This is a genomic window from Streptomyces sp. ISL-94, from assembly GCF_018614075.1.
In the GTDB taxonomy this organism is placed as follows: domain Bacteria; phylum Actinomycetota; class Actinomycetes; order Streptomycetales; family Streptomycetaceae; genus Streptomyces.
On sequence record NZ_JAGGOZ010000023.1, the window covers coordinates 1 to 20,731 of the forward strand.

Below are 20,731 nucleotides of genomic sequence, written 5' to 3' on the forward strand. Positions count from 1 at the left end.
GTCGACGGCGCGCGCGGGAGCCCAGGCCGCCGGCGGTTGGCGGTCGAGCGGGCAGCCCCCGGCGGGCCGGCGCTCCTGCCCGCCGCCCGTTTCCGCGTGCCCGTGCCCGTACCCGTGCCCGTGCCCGTGCCCGTGCCCGTGCCCGTGCCCGTACCCGTACCCGTACCCGTACCCGTACCCGTACCCGTACCCGTACCCGTACCCGTACCCGTACCCGTACCCGTACCCGTGCCCGTACCCGTGCCCGTACCCGTGCCCGTACCCGTGCCCGTACCCGTACCCTGGCCTGCCGCGTGCTCGGCCTGGCGTGCTCACCGAGCCGCCGCTGCAGCCCCGGCGCCGGCTGAGGCGAGCGCGTCCGCGGGGTTCGAACGACGGCGGATGACCATCGCCATCAGGGCCGCCATCGCGCACAGGCCGCCGGACGCGTACCAGACCAGGTCGTACGAGCCGAAGGCGTCCCGCGCCAGGCCGCCGAGGAAGGCCACCACCGCCGCGCCGACCTGGTGCGAGGCCAGCACCCAGCCGAAGACGATCGCGCCGTCCTCCCCGTACTGCTCGCGGCACAGCGCGATCGTCGGCGGGACGGTCGCGACCCAGTCCAGGCCGTAGAAGATGATGAAGAAGATCAGCGGCGGCTGCACCGAGGGCGCCAGCAGCATCGGCAGGAAGAGCAGCGAGATCCCGCGCAGCGCGTAGTACACCGCGAGCAGGCGCCGGGCGTCGAAGCGGTCCGTGAACCAGCCCGAGGCGATCGTGCCGACCACGTCGAACACGCCGATCACCGCGAGCAGACCCGCGGCCGCCGTCACCGGCATGCCGTGGTCGTGGGCGGCCGGCACGAAGTGGGTCCGGACCAGACCGTTGGTCGAGGCCCCGCAGATCGCGAACGTGCCCGCCAGCAGCCAGAACGGTCCGGTCCGGGCCGCCTTGAACAGCACGGTGACGGCCCTGCGCGCCGCGCCCGGGACCGGCGCGGGCTTGGGCGCGTAGGTGCCCCCGTACGGGGCGAGGCCCACGTCCGCGGGGTGGTCGCGCAGGAGCAGCCACACGAAGGGGACCACGGCCAGGGCCGCAAGCGACACGGTGATCGACGCCGGCCGCCAGCCGTGGTGTTCCACCAGCCAGGACAGCAGCGGCAGGAAGATCAGCTGCCCGGAGGCACCCGCGGCGGTCAGGATGCCCGTGACCAGCCCGCGCCGGGCGGTGAACCAGCGGTTGGTCACCGTCGCCGCGAAGGCCAGCGCCATCGAGCCGCTGCCCAGGCCGACCAGCACGCCCCAGAACAGCACCAGCTGCCAGGAGGCGGTCATCCACACCGTGGCCGCCGAACCGCCGGCGATGACGGTGAGGGCCACCGCGACGACCTTGCGGATGCCGAAGCGGTCCATCAGGGCGGCGGCGAAGGGCGCGGTGAGCCCGTAGAGCGCGAGATTGACGGAGACCGCGAAGCCGATCGTGCCGCGCGACCAGTCGAATTCCCCGTGCAGCGGCTCGATGAGCACTCCGGGGAGGGAGGCGAAGGCGGCGGAGCCGATGATCGTCACGAAGCCGACGGCCGCGGCGAACCACGCGCGGTGGATACGTCCGGCCTGGCGGGGGGCGCGCGGGGCGGCGTGGGAGGTGGGTGCTGTCTGCGTCACGCCGACAGCTTCCGGCCTGCGGGGGCGCGTACGACAGTGGCCTGACTGTCACGCTTCGATATGATCGGGCCATGCATGCGCAACCGCAGGAGCCGCAAGAGCCGCAGGAACTGCAGGAGCCGCCGCGCGGCCGGAGGCCGCACCGGGTCGTCGTCCTCGCCCTCGCCGGACTGCTCCCCTTCGAACTCGGCATCCCGCACCGGATCTTCGGCCGTGCCAAGGATCCGGCCGGGCGGTCGCTGTACGAGATCCTCACCTGCGGGCTGGCCCCCGGGCCGGTGCCCACGGACGCCGACTTCGCGGTCCAGGTCGAGCACGGGCCCGAACTGCTCGCCGCGGCGGACACCGTGGTGGTGCCCGCCTCCTACGAGCTGGGCCCGGCCTACGAGCAGGGCCGGCTGACCGGCGAACTCGCCGCGGCCCTCGCGCACATCCGGCCCGGCACCCGGCTCGTGTCCATCTGCACGGGCGGCTACGTGCTGGCCGCCGCCGGGTACCTGGACGGGCGCCGGGCCACCACCCACTGGGCCTCCGCCGAGCACTTCCAGGCGCTGTTCCCGGCCGTACGGGTCGACGCGGGCGTGCTCTACACCGACGACGGGGACGTGCTGACCTCTGCCGGTGTCGCCGCCGGCATCGACCTGTGCCTGCACATCGTGCGCCGCGACCACGGCGCGGCCGTCGCCAACGAAGTGGCCCGGCGGACCGTCGTACCGCCGCACCGGGACGGCGGGCAGGCGCAGTTCATCGCCCGCCCAGTGCCGCAGCCGCAGCTCGCCAGCACCACGGCGGCCCGCGCCTGGGTGCTGGACCGGCTGCACGAACCGCTGCGCCTGAGCGACCTGGCGCGCCAGGAAGCCATGTCGGTACGGACCTTCACGCGCCGGTTCCGGGAGGAGTCGGGCGTCAGTCCGGGCGAGTGGATCACCGGTCAGCGCGTGGAGCGGGCCCGGCAGTTGCTGGAGCAGACGGATCTGCCGATGGAGCAGGTGGCGCGGGAGACCGGCTTCGGGACGGCCCAGTCGCTGCGCAAGCACGTGCAGGCGGCGCTGGGCGTCAGCCCGACCGCCTACCGCCGCACCTTCAGGGCAACGTCGGGAACCCTGCCATCTTCTGATGGGCCATCAGCCAAGGTCGGATCCGTGCATTGACTTCTCCCGCCGCCCGCTCGTGAATGGCCCCCTGTCGGCGGGACGGAACCCAGGGGGCGGGCAGTGCGAACACGGGCGCGCAGCAGGAGATGGTCGGCAGCCGTCGGCACGGCGGTGCTCGCGGCCGCGACCGGGGGCGCGCTGGGCGCACCGGCGGCCGCCGACGGGGCCGTGCCGCCTGCCGGGCCCCCCGGCCACGTACAGGGCCAGGTCACCTTCCCGACGCACTGCCTGCCGCCCCAGGAGGCCGGGCTCCCGCCCGCCGACGGCCCGACCACCGCCCGGATCACCGTCGACGACCCGGCCCCGCAGATCGGCGACACCGCCACCGTGACCTACCAGGTGGCTGCCACCCCCGCCGTGAGCCCCGTCGGCGGCGACCTCCCCGCCGACGTGCTGACCCCGACCGGGCGCGTCCTGCTCGCGGGCGCCCAGAAGGGCGAGGTCACCGTCGCCGGCGCCCGGCGCAACGATCCCGTCCCGCCGGGCGCGGCCCTCCCGGCCGTCACCATGACCGGCACCTTCACCGTCACCGCACCCGGCGGGATCACCCTGGCCCCCGGCGGTTACACCCTGCACACCAGCCACCTGCTCGACCTGGACACCACCTGCGCGGCCACCGGGACCCCCGTCTCCGAGCGCCTCACCGCGATCCCGCTGCCCACGGCCAACCTGCGCAGCGTCGCGCTCGCGGCGGCGTACGGGAAACCGGGCGCCAAGGTCAAGGTCACCGCCGCCGGATTCACCCCGGGCGCCACGGTGACGGTGGCGGGCCGGGCGGGTGCCGCCGAGACCGCCGACCGGGTGGCCGCCACGGCGGACCCGCTGGGCGTGGTCCTGGCGGAGCTGCCGGTCACCGACAAGGCCACCAGCGCGGTGGTCGCGTACGAGGGTCCGGCCTGGTCGGCGGGACAGGGCTCGGGCCCGGCCGCGTACACGGTCATCGGCCCCGCGCCGCTGCCGCCGGGCACGCAGAAGGTCAAGGCCACCGTCGAGCCGGGCGCGCTGGGCATGACGCAGACGGGCGGGGACATCGCGTTGGGGGCGGTCCCGTACGGCGACGGCGGCGCCGCCCCCGGCCGGATCGGCACCGTCACCGTCAAGGACGCGCGCGGCGGCCCGGCCGGCCGGCCCCTGCCCGGCGGCGGCCGCGAGCTCACCGGACTGCCCGCCGAGCTGCTGCCGGGCCAGGAAATCCGGCTCCGGACCGCCTGGGACGGCCCACTCGCCGCGGAATGGGCGGAGCTGACCGTACGCGCCCGGGCCGACGGAACCACAGCTCAGGGCAGTGCCGCCTACGCCGCGCACCCCCGGCTCGGGCCCCTTCTCACGGGCGGGACGGCCCTCGCGGCCGTGGCCTGGTCGGCGCTGGGAGTCGCATCGGGGAGAATGGCCCGTATGAGCGATCGTTCCCCCGAGTCCACCGCCCCGCACCGTGCGGGCTTCGCCTGCTTCGTCGGCCGCCCCAACGCGGGGAAGTCGACCCTCACCAACGCACTCGTGGGCACCAAGGTCGCGATCACCTCCAACCGGCCGCAGACCACCCGCCACACCGTCCGCGGCATCGTGCACCGCCCCGACGCCCAGCTCGTCCTCGTCGACACGCCCGGCCTCCACAAGCCGCGCACCCTGCTCGGCGAGCGCCTCAACGACGTCGTACGGAGCACCTGGGCCGAGGTCGACGTCATCGGCTTCTGCCTGCCGGCCGACCAGAAGCTCGGCCCCGGCGACAAGTTCATCGTCAAGGAGCTCGCGGGGATCAAGAAGACCCCCAAGATCGCCATCATCACCAAGACCGACCTCGTCGAGTCCAAGGTGGTGGGCGAGCAGCTCATCGCCGTCCACCAGCTCGCCGAGGAGCTGGGCTTCGAGTGGGCCGAGATCGTCCCCGTCTCGGCGGTCGGCGACAGCCAGGTCCGGCTGCTGGCCGACCTGATCGCGCCGCTGCTGCCGGAGAGCCCGCCGCTGTACCCGGAAGGCGACCTCACCGACGAGCCCGAGATGGTCATGGTCGCGGAACTGATCCGCGAGGCCGCGCTGGAGGGCGTACGGGACGAGCTCCCGCACTCCATCGCCGTGGTCGTCGAGGAGATGATCCCGCGCGAGAACCGCCCGGCCGACCGGCCGCTGCTCGACATCCACGCCAACGTCTACATCGAGCGGCCGAGCCAGAAGGGCATCATCATCGGCCCGAAGGGCGCCCGTCTGAAGGAGGTCGGGATGAAGTCGCGCAAGCACATCGAGGCGCTGCTCGGGACGCCCGTCTTCCTCGACCTGCATGTGAAGGTCGCCAAGGACTGGCAGCGGGACCCCAAGCAGCTCCGCAAGCTTGGCTTCTGATCCACTGGCCCTTGGCCCGCCGGACTCCGTCCGGCGGGCCCGCACCGGCGCCGGGCCGCCGGCACGGCCGCCCACCCCGCCGGGCAACCTTCTTAACCGTTCGGGCAAACCCCCGGCCCGCAGGCCGGCCGGTCAGGCCCCCGGCTGCGCCGGCGGCTCCGCGATCAGGGCCGTCGCCACGCGGCGGAATCCGGCGCGGGCGTAGACGCGGGCCACGTCCTCGTCGCCCGCCGAGAGGAAGACGGTACGGGCGCCGCGCGTGAGGGCGTCGGCGACCAGGGCCCCCGTGACCCCGAGGGCCAAGCCCTGGCGGCGGGCCGACGGGAGGGTGCCCACCGCCACCACCTCGGCGACGTCACCGACCGGGTTGTACTGGCCCGAGCACAGCACCAGGCCGTCGCGTACGGCGGCCGCCATGCCGGTACGGCCTGACGCGAGCATCCCGGACACCCTGGCCCTGCCCTCCTCCGCCGACGGCTCGGCCATCGCCGCCGCCAGCTCCGCCGGGCCGGCCTCGCCCAGCGCCGTCCCCGGGGCGGCGAAGGCCAGCGCCGGGACCGTGACCGCCGCCGTCAGCAGCGGGTCGTCCGCGCCGAGGAGGCGTATCTCCGGATGCGCGGGGAGCCGTACCGCGGCGGTGTCCAGCACCATCAGCGGATGCGCGTGGACGTAGAGTCCCGCCGCCTCCACCGCGGCCCGCAGGGAGGGGCTGTTTTCGGCCACCCACTCGAAGGCCTCGGGCACCTTCAGCTCCCGCTGCCGGGCCAGTACCCGGCGCACATCGGCCGCGGTCGCCGCCGGGCCGCCGAGCGCGGGCCGCGCGTAGTACGGCCACCCGGCGCCCTCCTGGACGAACAGGGTCAGCGGGCCGAAATCCTCGGCCCGCGCCCCGCCCACCCGCGGCACCGTGTCGTAGTACCGCTCCAGCTCGGACAGCGTCGAATCGATCATGTGGTCGGTCATCCGGTCATCCGGTCATCCAAGCAAAGCGGCGCCGCCGGGGCACCTGCGTTTACGCGCCCTGCTTCAGGGAGAACCCCTGCTCACGCCCCCTCTTTCAGAATGCGCGAGATGAGGGACCGCTGCGCCTCCGACAGGTTCGGCTCCTGGCAGGCCACCGTCCGCCCGTCCACCGTGATCCGGTACGAGAACCCGTCCCGCACCCGGTCCGCCGGAGGTCCCGGCGGACCGGGCCGCAGCGCCAGCTGGGCCAGGGCCTGCCACTCGGCCTCGTCCGGCCGGCCCGAGGTGTCCACCTCGGCCCGGCGCTCGATGCCCGCGAAGCCGCCCGTCCGTACCACCTGAATCCGCATGCGTCCCCTTTACCCCGCCAGCGGGACGCCCACCGCCGACCACGCCTTCTGGAGGGCCAGGTGTTCCGGGCCCCCGTCCCCGTAGCGGGCCACGGCGGCCGCCGTCGACAGCCGGGCGAAGTCGGCGAAGCCGGCGTTGGAGGCCAGCTGCCCGCCCGTCAGGGTGTCGTACCAGATCTGCCCGGCCCGCTCCCAGGCCTTGCCGCCCAGCTCGGTCGCCACCACGTAGAAGGCGTGGTTCGGGATGCCGGAGTTGATGTGCACCCCGCCGTTGTCGCGCTGGGTCTCCACGTAGTCGTCCATGGTCCCCGGCTGGGGGTCCTTGCCGAGTTCGTCGTCGTCGTACGCCGTCCCCGGCGCCTTCATCGACCGCAGCGCGACCCCGCTGACGTTGGGCCCCAGCAGTCCGGCCCCGATCAGCCAGTCGGCCTGGTCCGCCGTCTGCTCCAGCGAGTACTGCTTGATCAGCGAGCCGAAGACGTCCGACATCGACTCGTTCAGGGCGCCCGACTGCCCGTGGTAGTTCAGGTTCGCCGTGTACTGCGTGACCCCGTGGGTCAGCTCGTGCCCGATGACGTCCACCGACACCGTGAAGTCGAGGAAGAGGTCCCCGTCCCCGTCGCCGAAGACCATCTGCTGCCCGTCCCAGAAGGCGTTGTTGTAGTCCTCGCTGTAGTGGACGCTCGCGTCCAGCGCGAGCCCGGCACCGTCGATCGACCGCCGCCCGAAGCCCTTCAGGAACAGCTCGTACGTGGCCCCGAGCCCGGCGTACGCGCGGTTGACGGTGGCGTCCTTGCTCAGCGCGTCACCCTCGCCGCGCACCTTCTTCCCGGGCAGCCGGGTGCGGTGCTGGGCGTCGTAGACCGTCCGGCGCGGATCGTCGGAGGCCTCGGGGGCGGGCGCCCCCGGGGTGGCCGCGACGCCCCGGACGGCGGTGACCCGGCGCCGGGTGCGCAGGAGGGAGTCGCGTTCGAGGGTGCGCTGGGCGAGATCGGCGCGCCGTGAGTCGCCGGAGAGGGCGGCCTTGTCGAGCAGGTGCGGCGGCACGACGGTGCAGAAGACGGGGTGACGGTGGCTGTGGGAGGCGTCCATGCCCGGCAATGTGGCAGTGGGTCATGCCCGTGTCACTAGCTGCGACCATGATTCATTCGCTTGTCTGAAAGCGCGGCGCCGCGTTGACGGATCGGCCGAACCTTTCCGGAGCGAGGAGGCTTAGCTCACATTTGGTGTAAATCGGACAGGACGGTCTTGCATACTGAACAGGTCCTCGCCTTACGGCGTGGCTCGGCTAGGCTCGGTCCATCATGCGTTTCGGGCTGCTTCTCCTTAGCTGCCGCGGCGAGGGTCTGTAGTCGTAAGGCCGACCCCCTCCCCGCGGAGTTTGGTGTTGCGGTTTTACGACCGCCGTCGGCCGTCCCAGCGAACTACCGCGGACACGCGAGGAGCCCAACGCCATGAGTCAGCACACTTTTGTCGGTCGCCCCACGCCCATCACCAACGCGACCCACACCCAGAAGCCCTCCGGGATGCCGATCCACAAGTACGGCCAGTACGAGCAGGTGGACATCCCGGACCGCACCTGGCCGGACGCCCGCGTCACCAAGGCCCCCCGCTGGCTCTCGACCGACCTGCGCGACGGCAACCAGTCGCTGATCGACCCGATGACCCCCGCCCGCAAGCGCGAGATGTTCGACCTGCTGGTGCGCATGGGCTACAAGGAGATCGAGGTCGGCTTCCCGTCCTCCGGTGAGACCGACTTCGCCTTCGTGCGCTCCATCATCGAAGAGGGCGCGATCCCGGACGACGTGACCATCTCCGTGCTGACCCAGGCCCGCGAGGACCTGATCGAGCGGACCGTCGAGTCGCTGGTCGGCGCCAAGCGCGCCACCGTGCACCTGTACAACGCGACCGCCCCGACCTTCCGCCGGGTCGTCTTCCGCGGCTCCAAGGAGCAGATCAAGCAGATCGCCGTCGACGGCACCCGCCTGGTCATGGAGTACGCCGAGAAGCTGCTGGGCCCGGAGACCACCTTCGGCTACCAGTACAGCCCGGAGATCTTCACCGACACCGAGCTGGACTTCGCCCTGGAGGTCTGCGAAGCCGTCTGCGACGTCTGGCAGCCGGCCGAGGGTCGCGAGATCATCCTGAACCTGCCCGCCACCGTGGAGCGCTCGACGCCGTCCACCCACGCGGACCGCTTCGAGTGGATGGCCCGCAACCTGACCCGCCGCGAGCACATCTGCATCTCCGTGCACCCGCACAACGACCGCGGCACCGCCGTCGCCGCCGCCGAGCTGGCCCTGATGGCCGGCGCCGACCGCATCGAGGGCTGCCTGTTCGGGCAGGGCGAGCGCACCGGCAACGTCGACCTGATCACGCTGGGCATGAACCTGTTCTCCCAGGGCATCGACCCGCAGATCGACTTCTCGCAGATCGACGAGATCCGCCGCACCAGCGAGTACTGCAACCAGATGGAGGTCCACCCGCGCCACCCCTACGCGGGCGACCTCGTCTACACCGCCTTCTCCGGCTCCCACCAGGACGCCATCAAGAAGGGTTTCGACGCCATGGAGGCCGACGCGGCCGCCCAGGGCAAGACGGTGGACGACATCGAGTGGGCGGTCCCGTACCTGCCGATCGACCCGAAGGACGTCGGCCGCTCCTACGAGGCGGTCATCCGGGTCAACTCGCAGTCCGGCAAGGGCGGCATCGCGTACGTCCTGAAGAACGACCACAAGCTGGACCTGCCGCGCCGCATGCAGATCGAGTTCTCCCGGATCATCCAGGCCAAGACCGACGCCGAGGGCGGCGAGGTCACGCCGAAGGCGATCTGGGACGTGTTCTGCGACGAGTACCTGCCCAACCCCGAGAATGCCGCGTCACGATGGGGGCGCATCCAGCTGCGTTCCGGCCAGACCAGCACCGACAAGGACGGCACCGACACGCTGACCGTCGAGGCGGTCGTGGACGGCGTGGACACGGTGCTGAACGGCACCGGCAACGGTCCGATCTCGGCCTTCTTCGACGCGCTGGCCGGCATCGGCGTCGACGCCCGCCTGCTGGACTACACCGAGCACACGATGAGCGAGGGCGCCTCCGCCGTGGCCGCCTCGTACATCGAGTGCGCGATCGACGGCCGGGTCCTGTGGGGCATCGGCATCGACGCCAACACCACCCGCGCCTCCCTGAAGGCGGTCATCTCCGCCGTCAACCGCGCGGGCCGCTGAGTCACCTGTGACGGAGCCCTGTCCCTCCTGCCGGAGGGGCGGGGCTCCGCCGTGTTCCGCGGGGCCGGGGCGGGGGCGCACTTCGGCCAAGTCCGGCCCTCGCCCGATGTTGTCTTGTCACACGACTGACGCATCCTCACCGATGTGGCTAACATCACGCCAACCCGGCGATGTTGCCGTGGGGGTCCCTCCCGTGCCCCCGAAGGGCCACGGGGGCGTTTACGGAGGTGCGACGTGCTGCCAGTTCGGGGTGGGGACGGCCGGAAGCTGACGGTCTGGGGCATCCGTACCACCTGGAGCACCGTGGGCGACGGGGAGTTCTTCTGCCCGGCCTGCGGTGGAGACCGCAACTACCGCCGGCGGACCGGGCGCCGCCGTTTCGCCGTGCTCGGCGTGCCGCTGCTGCCGCGCGGGAGCGCCGGGCCCGTGGTCGAGTGCCAGGCCTGCCGGGAGCGCTTCGCCACCGACGTCCTGGACCACCTCACCACCACCCGCTTCACCGCGATGCTGCGCGACGCCGTGCACACCGTGGCGCTGGCCGTACTCGCCGCGGGCGGGACGGCCTCGCGCAGTGCGCTGGAGGCCGCTGTGCACGCCGTACGGGCCGCGGGGTTCCAGGACTGCACCGAGGAGCAGCTGGAGTCCCTCGTGGAGGCGCTGTCCAGCGACGAGGGCCGGCTCGGGCTGTACGGCGTACCGGAGTGCTGCGGGGCCGCGCTGTCGATAGAGCTCCACGAGGCCCTGGAGCCGCTGGCTCCGCACCTGGCGGGTCCGGGCCGGGAGTCGCTCCTGCTCCAGGGGGCCCGTATCGCGCTCGCGGACGGTCCGTACATCCCGGCCGAGCGCGAGGTGCTCTGCACGGTCGGCGCGGCGCTGCGGATCGACGCGGACGACGTGGCCCGGCTGCTGTCGGCGGTGCGCGCGCCGTAGCGGAACCCCTTACCGGCGACGCCCGAGCCCTGTGGGGCTCGGGCGTTTCGCTGTGCCGGACGCCGGGTCCCGCTGAGCGGAGCGGATCCGTCCGAAAGTGGCCGGGTACGAGGTAACAATCCGGCCTCACGGGGCCTGTTCCGGGCTCTCGTGAACCTCCTGTGAACGCTGGAATCACGTAGTCCACACACCGTCAGTCCACCAGCCGGACGCCCGGAGCGCTTGCTTCGACTTCGCTGGTCCGAACGGTTGCGCAGCTTGTTTCCGCAGGTCAGACGAGGGGCGCTCCGCACACGCGCAGTCGGAGTAGCTGCTTGGGGGTGGCTCTGCGCTTACACCTCCAGGTGAGGTCGCGCCACTGGAGAAACCTACAGATCAGGCAGCCCTCGGAGTCAACAATTTGTAGCAGTTGACGATATCTGTGAGGCCTCCCACAGGCGTTCAATTCCGGTCACACGACAACACGAGGCCGATAACACAGCGCGGCTTCGATGCACATAAGCGTGAACGCACTGACAACCCCGGCGGATCAACGGGATAGCGACCCACTCCGGCCGGGGACAACCAGATCTCCTCTCAGTTACCTACCTCTTTGAAGGGCAAGGCAGAGATGGCACGTGTCGCCGCCCGGCTCTCCACCAGTGGAGACCAGAGCACGCACCCGGTCGACGAGGTGCTCCCCGTCCCCAAGCTCGCGCTGTACGGCTTCCAGCACGTACTCGCGTTCTACGCCGGCGCGGTGATCGTCCCGATCATCGTGGGCGGTGCCCTCGGCCTGACCACCGAGCAGCTGGTCTACCTGATCAACGCGGACCTGTTCACCTGCGGTATCGCCTCGATCATCCAGGCCTTCGGCATCGGCCGGATCGGTGCCCGCCTGCCCCTGATCCAGGGCGTCACCTTCACCGCGGTGTCCCCGATGATCGCCATAGGCCTCGGGGCGGGCGGCGGAACGGCGGGCCTGCTCGTCATCTACGGCGCGGTCATCACGGCCGGCATCGCCACCTTCGCCTTCGCCTGGCTGCCCCCCAAGGCCTTCCGTACGGTCATGAGGCTCTTCCCGCCGGTCGTCACCGGCACGGTGATCACCGTCCTCGGCATCGTGCTGGTCCCCGTCGGCCTCAACGACGCCGCGGGCGGCCTCGGCAGCCCCGACTTCGGCGACCCCAAGCACTTCGCCTACGCCGGCGGCACCATGCTCTTCATCCTCGTCCTGATGAAGCTCGGCAAGCCGTTCCTCTCCAGCATCTCCATCCTGCTCGGCCTGGTCGGCGGAACCGCCGTCGCCTTCCTGCTCGGCGACGCCAAGTTCGGCGACGTGAGCAACTCGGACTGGATCGGCATCACCACCCCGTTCCACTACGGAGCGCCGAAGTTCGCCTGGTTCCCGATCCTGCTGATGCTCATCGTCATGCTGATCACCATGGTCGAGACCACCGGTGACACGTACGCCGTCGGCGACATCGTCGGCAAGGAGATCGACAGCGAGACCGTGGCCCGCGCCCTGCGTGCCGACGGAGCCGCGACCGCCCTCGGCGGCGTCCTCAACTCCTTCCCCTACGTGGCCTTCGCCGAGAACGTCGGCCTGGTCCGCATGACCAAGGTCAAGAGCCGCTTCGTCGTGGTCGCCGCGGGCGTCTTCATGATCGTGCTCGGCCTGATCCCGAAGGCCGCCGCGATCGTCGCCGCGGTCCCCCACGGCGTGCTCGGCGGCGCCGCGACCGTGATGTTCGCCATGGTGGCCCTGGCCGGTATCCAGACCCTCGCCAAGGTCGACCTCAAGGAGGAGAAGAACGCGCTGGTCGTGGGTGTCTCCCTGGCCTTCGCGCTGCTCCCCGCCACCGTCCCGGTGCTCTTCAAGGACCACATGGACACGGACCTCTCCTCGCTCCTCAACAGCGGTGTGACGCTCGGTGCCACGTCCGCGATCGTGCTCAACCTGATCTTCAACGGCCTGGCCAAGGACGACGCGCACAGCCTCGCACCGGCAGCGGTGCCCGCCCAGGCGGCGGCGCCGGACGACACCGAGGCGGAAGCCGAGGCGGAAGCCGAGGCAGCAGCCGAGGCAGAGGCCCCGTCCGAGGCCGAGCCGGCGGCAGCGGCTGCGGCCGAGGTGCCCAAGGCGAAAACGGCGGTTGGCGCCGAGACGGTGGCCGAGGCCACGGTCGGCGCCGCCGTGACCGCAGTCGCCGCCGGAGCCGCGAAGGCGGACACGGACGAGGAGGCCGCGCCCGCCACCTGATCCTCCCAAGGGGCGACGGCCCTCCGTCCGGACCCGTGTCCGGGCGGGGGGCCACCGCCACGCCCGCGCAGGCGACAATGGGCGCATGAGTCTGTTCCGCGACGACGGCATCGTGCTGCGCACCCAGAAGCTGGGTGAGGCGGACCGCATCATCACGCTGCTCACCCGAGGCCACGGCCGGGTGCGGGCCGTCGCCCGCGGCGTCCGGCGTACAAAGTCCAAGTTCGGCGCCCGGCTGGAACCTTTCTCCCATGCCGACGTGCAGTTCTTCGCCCGCGGCAGCGAGCTGATCGGCCGCAGCCTCCCGCTCTGCACGCAGACCGAGATCATCGCCCCGTACGGCAACGGCATCGTCACCGACTACGCCCGCTACACCGCCGGCACCGCGATGCTGGAGACCGCCGAGCGGTTCACCGAGAACGAGGGCGAGCCCGCCGTACAGCAGTACCTGCTGCTCGTCGGCGCCCTGCGCACGCTCTCGCGCGGCGAACACGAACCGCACCTCATCCTCGACGCCTTCCTGCTGCGCTCCCTCGCCGTCAACGGCTACGCACCCAGCTTCGAGGACTGCGCGAAGTGCGGGATCCACGGCCCCAACCGGCACTTCTCCGTCGCCGCGGGCGGGGTCATATGCGGGGACTGCCGGGTGCCGGGCAGCGTCGTACCCTCGTCGGAGGCCATCGCCCTGCTCAGTGCCCTGCTGACGGGCGACTGGACCCACGCGGACGCCTGCGAGGCGCGTCACGTGCGGGAGGGCAGCGGGCTGGTCTCCGCCTATTTGCACTGGCATCTGGAGCGCGGGCTACGCTCCCTGCGTTACGTCGAGAAATAGGAGCTGGACACATGGCACGACGCGGGATTCTGGGACGCTCTCGCCGGGAGTACAAGGTTCCCGAGCCGCACCCGTCCGGTGAGCGCCCGCCGAAGATCCCCGGCGAGCTCGTCCCGAACCACGTCGCGGTCGTCATGGACGGCAACGGCCGCTGGGCCAAGGAGCGCGGACTGCCGCGCACCGAGGGGCACAAGGTCGGCGAGGGCGTCGTACTCGACGTGCTCAAGGGCTGCCTGGAGATGGGTGTCAAGAACCTCTCCCTGTACGCCTTCTCCACGGAGAACTGGAAGCGCTCGCCCGACGAGGTCCGCTTCCTGATGAACTTCAACCGCGATGTCATCCGGCGGCGCCGCGACGAGATGAACGAGCTGGGCATCCGCATCCGCTGGGTCGGCCGCATGCCGAAGATGTGGAAGTCGGTCGTCCAGGAGCTCCAGGTGGCGCAGGAGCAGACCGTCGACAACGACGCGATGACCCTGTACTTCTGCGTGAACTACGGCGGCCGAGCGGAGATCGCGGACGCGGCGCAGGCCATCGCCCGCGATGTCGCCGCCGGCAGGCTGGACCCGTCGAAGGTCAACGAGAAGACCTTCGCGAAGTACATGTACTACCCGGACATGCCGGACGTGGACCTCTTCCTGCGGCCCAGCGGCGAGCAGCGCACCTCCAACTACCTGCTCTGGCAGAGCGCCTACGCCGAGATGGTCTTCCAGGACGTGCTGTGGCCGGACTTCGACCGCCGCAACCTCTGGGCGGCCTGCCTGGAGTACGCCCAGCGCGACCGCCGCTTCGGCGGGGCGGTCCCCAACCAGCCGGAGCCGAAGGCCTGACCACGCTCCGGTCGGCCCGCGCACCGGATCCTCCCTGGTCGGGGCGCGGGGAGGGCCGCTAGGGTGCGATGTCATGGACATGGATGTGGAGCAGGCGGTCCGCCTCGTCTACCGGACCACCGAGGCGGACCTCGCCCGAGCGCTGCGCGTGCGGGACGGCCGAACGGCGGCGGGGCGCCGCAAGAAGTGGCTGTTCCTCACCGTCGGGACGCTGTCCCTGCTCGGCGGAGTCCTCCTGCTGACGGGGGACGAGCGCACCGTCTCCAAGGCCGCGGGCTTTCTGGCCGGCGGTGCGGTCCTGTGGTGCGTCGCGCTCCTCGGTCCGCGTCTCCAGGCCCGCGCCTTCCGCGGGCTGCTGGAGAAGACGGGGGAGACCCGGGCCGTCGTCGACGGCACCGGGGTCCGGATGACGACGGCCACCGCCGAGTGCCGGATCGGCTGGGCCGCGCAGCCCACGTACGCGGAGACGGACACGCTGTTCCTGATGCTCAGCGATGACAAGGGGGCGGTGGCGATGACCGTCCTGCCCAAGCGCGGCGTCCAGGACCCGGTGGACGTCGACCGGCTGCGGGCGATCCTGGACCGGAACCTGAAGCGGCTCTAGGCCGCGGCCGCGGCGCAGTCCGCGCAGGTGCCGAAGATCTCCACCGTGTGGGCGACGTTCACGTAGCCGTGCTCGGCCGCGATGGACTCCGCCCACTTCTCCACGGCCGGGCCCTCCACTTCGACGGCCTTGCCGCACTTGCGGCAGACCAGGTGGTGGTGGTGGTCCCCGGTGGAACAGCGCCGGTACACGGACTCGCCGTCGCTGGTGCGCAGGACGTCGACGTCGCCGGCGTCCGCGAGGGACTGGAGGGTGCGGTAGACGGTGGTCAGGCCCACGGAATCGCCACGGTGCTTGAGCATGTCGTGGAGCTCCTGAGCGCTGCGGAACTCGTCCACCTCGTCCAGCGCCGCCGCCACGGCGGCCCGCTGCCGGGTGGATCGTCCTCGTACTGGCGCGGTATTCATCTCGCCAGGCGCAGTCGCCACCGGTTCCTCCTCGTATCGGCCTCCGGCCATTGTGCCAGGCGGCCGCCGGCCCTAGACCTTCACGTCGTCGCGCGTGCAGACCTCTTCGGCTTCGCGGGCCGCATCCGCGCGGCGCCTGGCCAGCGGTGTCGAGACCGCGGTCATCACCATGAAGACCGCGATGGCGAGCAGCACGATCGTTCCACCGGACGGCGCGTCGATGTAGTACGTGGTCACCGTGCCCGTGAGCGAGACGAGCACGCCGATCACCATGGCCAGCGACAGCGTCGCGGTGAATCCGCGGGTGACGCGCTGGGCGGCCGCCACGGGGATCACCATCATGGCGCTGACCAGCAGCAGGCCCACGATGCGCATGGCGACGGTCACGGTGACGGCCGCCGTGACCGCCATCAGCAGGTTCAGCGCGCGCACCGGCAGGCCGGTGACCCGGGCGAACTCCTCGTCCTGGCAGATGGCGAACAGCTGGCGGCGCAGGCCGAGCGTGACGGCGACGACGAACGCGGCGAGGACCACGACCGCCGTGACGTCCTCGGCCGAGACGGTGGTGATGGAGCCGAAGAGGTAGCTGATCAGGTTGGCCGTGGAGCCGCCCGGCGCCAGGTTGATGATCATGACGCCGCCGGCCAGGCCGCCGTAGAAGAGCATGGCGAGCGCGATGTCGCCGCTGGTCCGGCCCCGGGAGCGGATCAGCTCCATGCCGACCGCGCCGACGACCGCGACCAGGGTGGCCATCCACACCGGGCTGGCGTTGAACAGGAAGCCCAGCGCGACGCCGGTCATCGCCACGTGGCCGATGCCGTCGCCCATGACGGCCTGGCGGCGCTGGACGAGGTACGTGCCGATGGCGGGCGCGGTGACGCCGACCAGCACGGCCGCGAGCAGCGCCCGCTGCATGAAGGCGTAGTTCAGGAGGTCCATCAGCTCAGCAGTCCCGTCCGCAGGGGCTCGGCGTCGTGCGCCGCGTGGGGGTGTACGTGGTCGTGGCCGGGCAGGGCGTGCTGGCCCACGGCCTCGGGGGGCGGGCCGTCGTGGACGACGCAGCCGTCGCGCAGGACGACGGCCCGGTCGATCAGCGGCTCCAGCGGGCCCAGCTCGTGCAGGACGAGCAGGACGGTGGTTCCGGCGGCGACCTGCTCGCGCAGGGCTCCCGCGAGGACCTCCTGGTTGGCCAGGTCCACGCCGGCCATCGGCTCGTCCATGATCAGGAGTTCGGGCTCGACGGCGAGCGCCCGGGCGATGAGCACGCGCTGGTGCTGGCCGCCGGAGAGGGCGTTGACGGAGACGTCGGCGTGGGACTCCATGCCGACCAGCGTCAGGGCCCGCTCGACGGCGGCCTTGTCGGCCTTGCGCAGGATCCCGAAGCGGGAGCGGGCCAGGCGCCCGGAGGAGACGACCTCGCGGACAGTGGCCGGGACGCCGCTGGCGGCGGTGGTGCGCTGCGGGACGTACCCGATGCGCGACCAGTCGCGGAAGCGCTTGAAGCCGGTGCCGAAGAGGGACAGGTCACCACCGGAGAGCGAGACCTGGCCGACCACCGCGCGGACGGCCGTGGACTTGCCGGAGCCGTTGGCTCCGAGCAGCGCGACGACCTCGCCGCGGCGGACGGTGAGATCGATCCCGCGCAGCACGGGGCGCGAGCCGAGCGAGGCCGTGGCCCCGCGCAGGGATATGACGGGCTGGGCGTCAGCCGGTCGGGGCGTGGACTGCATGGCTCGCGCCTCCATTGCTGCTGTCATTACTTGGCTCCGAGCGCCTTCTGGAGGTTCTTCAGGTTGGAACGCATGACCTCGAAGTAGTCAGCGCCCTGGGACTTGTCGGTGATTCCCTCGAGCGGGTCCAGGACGTCCGTCTTCAGGCCGGTGTCCGTCGCGAGCGTCTTGGCCGTCTTGTCGCTGGCCAGCGTCTCGAAGAACACCGTGGTGACATTCTCCGCCTTCGCGACGGCCTGGAGGTCCTTCATGCGGGCCGGGCTGGGCTCGGACTCCGGGTCGAAGCCGGAGATGCCCTCCTGGTCGAGGCCGTAGCGCTCGGCGAGGTAGCCGAAGGCGGAGTGCGTGGTGATGAAGGTCTTGGTGGCCGTGTCCTTCAGGCTGTCCTTGAACTCCGTGTCCAGCGCGGTCAGCTTGCCGACCAGGTCGTCGGTGTTCTTCTTGTAGTCGGCGGCGTGGTCGGGGTCGGCCTTCTCCAGGGCCGCGCCGACGCCCTTGGCGACCTCCGCGTACTTGACCGGGTCGAGCCAGATGTGCGGGTCCTCGCCGGCCTCGCTCCCGTGCTCGTGGCCCTCGCCCTCGCCCGCGGCGTGGCCCTCCTCGCCCTCGTGGGCGTGGTCGTGGCCGGAGGTGCCGTGGACCTCGAGCCGGGTGAGGGTGGCGGCGTCGACGACGTTCTTCACGCCGGACTGGGCTACGGCCTTGTCGACGGCCGGCTGCAGGCTCTTGAGGTAGAGGACCACGTCGGCCTCGCCGAGCTGCGCGGTCTGCTTCGGGGTGATCTCCAGATCGTGCGGCTCGACGCCCGGCTTGGTCAGGGTGCCGGCCTTCACGTGGTCCTTGCCGATCTGCTCGGCGAGGAACTGCATCGGGTAGAACGACGCCATCACGTCGAGCTTGCCGTCCTCGCCGCCGGAGGCACCGGCCCCGGAGCAGGCGGTCAGGGCCGTGGCCCCGAGGCTGACGGCGGCGGCGAGGGCGGCAGCGGGTATGTGGCGTCGTACGTTCATGACATCCATTTTCATCAAAGATGGAAACGATTGTCAAAAACGCTGGTGAGAGGCATGGGGAGGACCCATGGAAGAGGGTCCCGATTTGAAAGGGGAGGTGCGGGCGCCGGTAACCTAAAGACTTCGCCGTTCGTCCTCGTAATGAAGAGAGCACCGTGGCCGCCGACAAGATCGAAACCATCGTCAGCCTGAGCAAGCGCCGTGGCTTCGTTTTCCCGTGCAGTGAGATCTACGGCGGCTCCAAGGCCGCCTGGGACTACGGCCCGCTCGGTGTCGAGCTGAAGGAGAACATCAAGCGCCAGTGGTGGAAGGCGATGGTCACCGGACGTGAGGACATCGTCGGCATCGACTCCTCCGTCATCCTGGCCCCCGAGGTCTGGGTGGCCTCCGGTCACGTCGCGACCTTCTCCGACCCGCTGACCGAGTGCACCGCCTGTCACAAGCGTCACCGCGCGGACCACCTGGAAGAGGCGTACGAGGCCAAGCACGGCCGCCTGCCCGCCAACGGCCTCGCCGACATCAACTGCCCCCACTGCGGTGTGAAGGGCCAGTTCACCGAGCCGAAGCAGTTCTCCGGCATGCTGGAGACCCACCTCGGCCCGACCCAGGACACCGGCTCCAAGGCGTACCTGCGCCCCGAGACCGCCCAGGGCATCTTCACCAACTTCGCCCAGGTGCAGACCACCTCGCGCAAGAAGCCCCCGTTCGGCATCGCGCAGATGGGCAAGTCCTTCCGGAACGAGATCACTCCGGGCAACTTCATCTTCCGCACGCGCGAGTTCGAGCAGATGGAGATGGAGTTCTTCGTCAAGCCGGGCGAGGACGAGCAGTGGCAGGAGTACTGGATGCAGGAGCGGTGGAACTGGTACCGCGACCTCGGCATCCGCGAGGAGAACATCCGCTGGTACGAGCACCCGAAGGAGAAGCTGTCCCACTACTCGAAGCGCACCGCCGACATCGAGTACCGCTTCAACTTCGGTGGCAATGAGTTCTCCGAGCTCGAAGGCGTCGCGAACCGCACCGACTTCGACCTCAAGGCGCACTCCGCGGCCTCCGGCCAGGACCTCACCTACTTCGACCAGGAAGCCGGCGAGCGCTACACCCCGTACGTCATCGAGCCGGCGGCCGGCGTCAACCGCGCCATGCTCGCCTTCATGCTCGACGCGTTCAACGAGGACGAGGCCCCGAACGCCAAGGGCGTCATGGAGAAGCGCACCGTGATGCGCTTCGACCCGCGCCTGGCCCCGATCAAGGTCGCCGTCCTGCCGCTGTCCCGCAACCCGCAGCTGTCGCCGAAGGCCAAGGGCCTCGCCGCCGACCTGCGCAAGAACTGGAACATCGAGTTCGACGACGCCGGTGCCATCGGCCGCCGTTACCGCCGCCAGGACGAGATCGGTACGCCGTTCTGCGTCACCGTCGACTTCGACACCCTGGACGACAACGCGGTGACCGTGCGCGAGCGCGACACCATGAAGCAGGAGCGCGTCTCCCTGGACCAGATCCAGAGCTACCTCGGCAGCCGCCTGCTCGGCTGCTAGGTCCTGCCTGGGGACACACGAAGACCGGTGGCCCGGTGCGCGAGGTGCGCACCGGGCCACCGGTCTGTCCGGCCCCGGGTCAGGCGGCCGGGGCTCCGGCCTCGGCGGCGGCCGCCTCGGCGGCGCGGCGCTCGCCTTCGGCCTGGGACCGCTTCCCGTAGAGCGCCGTCCACACGCCCAGGCAGCCCAGCACCCCGTAGATCATGATCGGGCTCAGGGCCACCATGGTCTTGGTGTCCAGTACGTACGTCAGGCCGATCCGGACCAGCGCCTCGGCGATGTAGGCCACGCCCCAGACCAGGGTCATGGTGCGCATGGTGGTACGGAAGCCCTCGTACTGCCACAGGCCGTTCCACCAGGCCGTGCTCTCGGGAGTGCCGTCGGTGGCGAACTTGCGGCCGAAGTAGAACATCAGCGGGCGCGCTGCGAGCAGGGTGGCCAGGCAGAGCACGCCGAATAGCCCGGTCACGCCCGAGTCCTTGATCAGCAGGGCGCGGGCCGAGTGGGCGCCGACGAGCGAGACGATGGCCGTGATCACCAGGAACACCAGGGTGACGACGGCGAATTCGTCGAGCTTGCGGCGCCAGGCCACGCTGATGGCGCTGTCGAGCACCGGCCAGGCGCCGCTGAGGAGCAGCGCCGAGAACTCGCTCCAGTTGTGGTCCTCGGTGAGCGTGTTGTACGTGATGATCGGCGCGACCACGTTGAGGCCGATGGTCAGGATCCAGCCGAGGGCTGTGGCGGCGCCGGAGCGGGCGGGAGGTGCGGGGCGTGCTGCTTGGGCGGACAAGGTTCCCCCTGGGACGTGCCTGATGAGTGCGGTAGGGGGACCGTAGGGACACGCAAGTGACATGTACAAGCCGACCACACCCAAAATGATCACCAAGGCGTCCGGACCGACCGGTTCCGGACAGGCCGGGCCCGGGCCGGGCCG

The 20,731-nt window shown here is 71.1% G+C and carries 19 protein-coding genes; 9 read left to right on the top strand and 10 right to left on the bottom strand.

Going from position 1 to position 20,731, the window contains the following annotated elements; all coding sequences use genetic code 11:
• Together J7E94_RS08100 and J7E94_RS08105 are read right to left on the bottom strand one after the other, a co-directional pair.
• On the bottom strand, positions 1-315 hold a 315-nt coding region (locus J7E94_RS08100; RefSeq protein ID WP_374224404.1), incomplete at its 3' end, for a hypothetical protein.
• Positions 312-1,643: an MFS transporter gene (locus J7E94_RS08105; protein WP_215013628.1), complete on the bottom strand. Its 1,332-nt coding sequence runs from the start codon at positions 1,641-1,643 to the stop codon at positions 312-314. The genes J7E94_RS08105 and J7E94_RS08100, both read right to left, overlap by 4 nt.
• A 71-nt stretch (positions 1,644-1,714) precedes the next feature.
• Here J7E94_RS08105 and J7E94_RS08110 point away from each other — a divergent pair, with 71 nt between their 5' ends.
• Positions 1,715-2,794 (top strand): GlxA family transcriptional regulator, encoded by a 1,080-nt coding sequence (locus J7E94_RS08110; protein ID WP_215013630.1) that lies wholly within the window; start codon positions 1,715-1,717, stop codon positions 2,792-2,794.
• Positions 2,795-4,183: 1,389 nt separating this feature from the next.
• Positions 4,184-5,134: a GTPase Era gene (gene era, locus J7E94_RS08115; RefSeq protein ID WP_215013789.1), complete on the top strand. Its 951-nt coding sequence runs from the start codon at positions 4,184-4,186 to the stop codon at positions 5,132-5,134.
• A gap of 132 nt (positions 5,135-5,266) precedes the next feature.
• Here era and J7E94_RS08120 read toward each other — a convergent pair whose 3' ends face one another.
• The 3 genes from J7E94_RS08120 to J7E94_RS08130 all read right to left on the bottom strand — a co-directional run bounded on the left by J7E94_RS08120 (position 5,267) and on the right by J7E94_RS08130 (position 7,539).
• The gene (locus J7E94_RS08120; protein WP_251056322.1) at positions 5,267-6,097 is read right to left on the bottom strand and encodes a GNAT family N-acetyltransferase; all 831 of its coding nucleotides are present in this window, start codon (positions 6,095-6,097) and stop codon (positions 5,267-5,269) included.
• An 80-nt stretch (positions 6,098-6,177) separates the two neighbouring features.
• Positions 6,178-6,447, bottom strand: coding sequence for a protealysin inhibitor emfourin (locus J7E94_RS08125; RefSeq protein WP_215013632.1), 270 nt, complete (start codon positions 6,445-6,447; stop codon positions 6,178-6,180).
• A 9-nt stretch (positions 6,448-6,456) separates the two neighbouring features.
• Positions 6,457-7,539 (bottom strand): M4 family metallopeptidase, encoded by a 1,083-nt coding sequence (locus tag J7E94_RS08130; RefSeq protein WP_215013634.1) that lies wholly within the window; start codon positions 7,537-7,539, stop codon positions 6,457-6,459.
• A 362-nt stretch (positions 7,540-7,901) separates the two neighbouring features.
• Here J7E94_RS08130 and leuA point away from each other — a divergent pair, with 362 nt between their 5' ends.
• From leuA to J7E94_RS08160, 6 genes are all read left to right on the top strand, one after another.
• Complete coding sequence (gene leuA, locus J7E94_RS08135; protein ID WP_215013636.1) at positions 7,902-9,674, top strand: 2-isopropylmalate synthase; 1,773 nt, start codon at positions 7,902-7,904, stop codon at positions 9,672-9,674.
• A 234-nt stretch (positions 9,675-9,908) separates the two neighbouring features.
• Positions 9,909-10,604, top strand: coding sequence for a TerB family tellurite resistance protein (locus J7E94_RS08140; RefSeq protein ID WP_215013638.1), 696 nt, complete (start codon positions 9,909-9,911; stop codon positions 10,602-10,604).
• A gap of 610 nt (positions 10,605-11,214) precedes the next feature.
• Complete coding sequence (locus J7E94_RS08145) at positions 11,215-12,846, top strand: nucleobase:cation symporter-2 family protein (protein WP_215013640.1); 1,632 nt, start codon at positions 11,215-11,217, stop codon at positions 12,844-12,846.
• Positions 12,847-12,931: 85 nt separating this feature from the next.
• On the top strand, positions 12,932-13,678 hold the full coding sequence (gene recO / locus J7E94_RS08150) for a DNA repair protein RecO (RefSeq protein ID WP_215013642.1): 747 nt from the start codon (positions 12,932-12,934) through the stop codon (positions 13,676-13,678).
• An 11-nt stretch (positions 13,679-13,689) separates the two neighbouring features.
• Positions 13,690-14,508, top strand: coding sequence for an isoprenyl transferase (locus tag J7E94_RS08155; protein WP_215013644.1), 819 nt, complete (start codon positions 13,690-13,692; stop codon positions 14,506-14,508).
• A gap of 73 nt (positions 14,509-14,581) precedes the next feature.
• Complete coding sequence (locus tag J7E94_RS08160) at positions 14,582-15,112, top strand: hypothetical protein (protein WP_215013646.1); 531 nt, start codon at positions 14,582-14,584, stop codon at positions 15,110-15,112.
• On the opposite strand, the gene J7E94_RS08165 is transcribed toward J7E94_RS08160, so the two are convergent.
• Genes J7E94_RS08165 through J7E94_RS08180 form a run of 4 tightly spaced genes read right to left on the bottom strand, consistent with a single transcriptional unit; the run spans position 15,109 to position 18,259 of the window.
• Positions 15,109-15,540 carry a transcriptional repressor gene (locus tag J7E94_RS08165; RefSeq protein ID WP_308344710.1) on the bottom strand — a complete coding sequence of 144 codons (432 nt, stop codon included), beginning with the start codon at positions 15,538-15,540 and terminating at the stop codon, positions 15,109-15,111. The two genes, J7E94_RS08160 and J7E94_RS08165, sit on opposite strands and share 4 nt — an antisense overlap.
• 51 nt (positions 15,541-15,591) lie before the next feature.
• The gene (locus J7E94_RS08170) at positions 15,592-16,458 is read right to left on the bottom strand and encodes a metal ABC transporter permease (protein ID WP_215013648.1); all 867 of its coding nucleotides are present in this window, start codon (positions 16,456-16,458) and stop codon (positions 15,592-15,594) included.
• The gene (locus tag J7E94_RS08175) at positions 16,458-17,249 is read right to left on the bottom strand and encodes a metal ABC transporter ATP-binding protein (RefSeq protein WP_215013650.1); all 792 of its coding nucleotides are present in this window, start codon (positions 17,247-17,249) and stop codon (positions 16,458-16,460) included. The genes J7E94_RS08170 and J7E94_RS08175 overlap by 1 nt, the downstream gene beginning before the upstream one ends.
• A 26-nt stretch (positions 17,250-17,275) precedes the next feature.
• Positions 17,276-18,259: a metal ABC transporter substrate-binding protein gene (locus tag J7E94_RS08180; protein WP_215013652.1), complete on the bottom strand. Its 984-nt coding sequence runs from the start codon at positions 18,257-18,259 to the stop codon at positions 17,276-17,278.
• Positions 18,260-18,414: 155 nt separating this feature from the next.
• Here J7E94_RS08180 and J7E94_RS08185 point away from each other — a divergent pair, with 155 nt between their 5' ends.
• The gene (locus J7E94_RS08185) at positions 18,415-19,797 is read left to right on the top strand and encodes a glycine--tRNA ligase (protein WP_215013654.1); all 1,383 of its coding nucleotides are present in this window, start codon (positions 18,415-18,417) and stop codon (positions 19,795-19,797) included.
• Between the two features lie 79 nt (positions 19,798-19,876).
• Here the strand turns inward: J7E94_RS08185 and J7E94_RS08190 are convergent, their stop codons facing one another.
• Complete coding sequence (locus J7E94_RS08190; protein WP_215013656.1) at positions 19,877-20,587, bottom strand: VC0807 family protein; 711 nt, start codon at positions 20,585-20,587, stop codon at positions 19,877-19,879.
• Positions 20,588-20,731 lie beyond the last annotated feature (144 nt).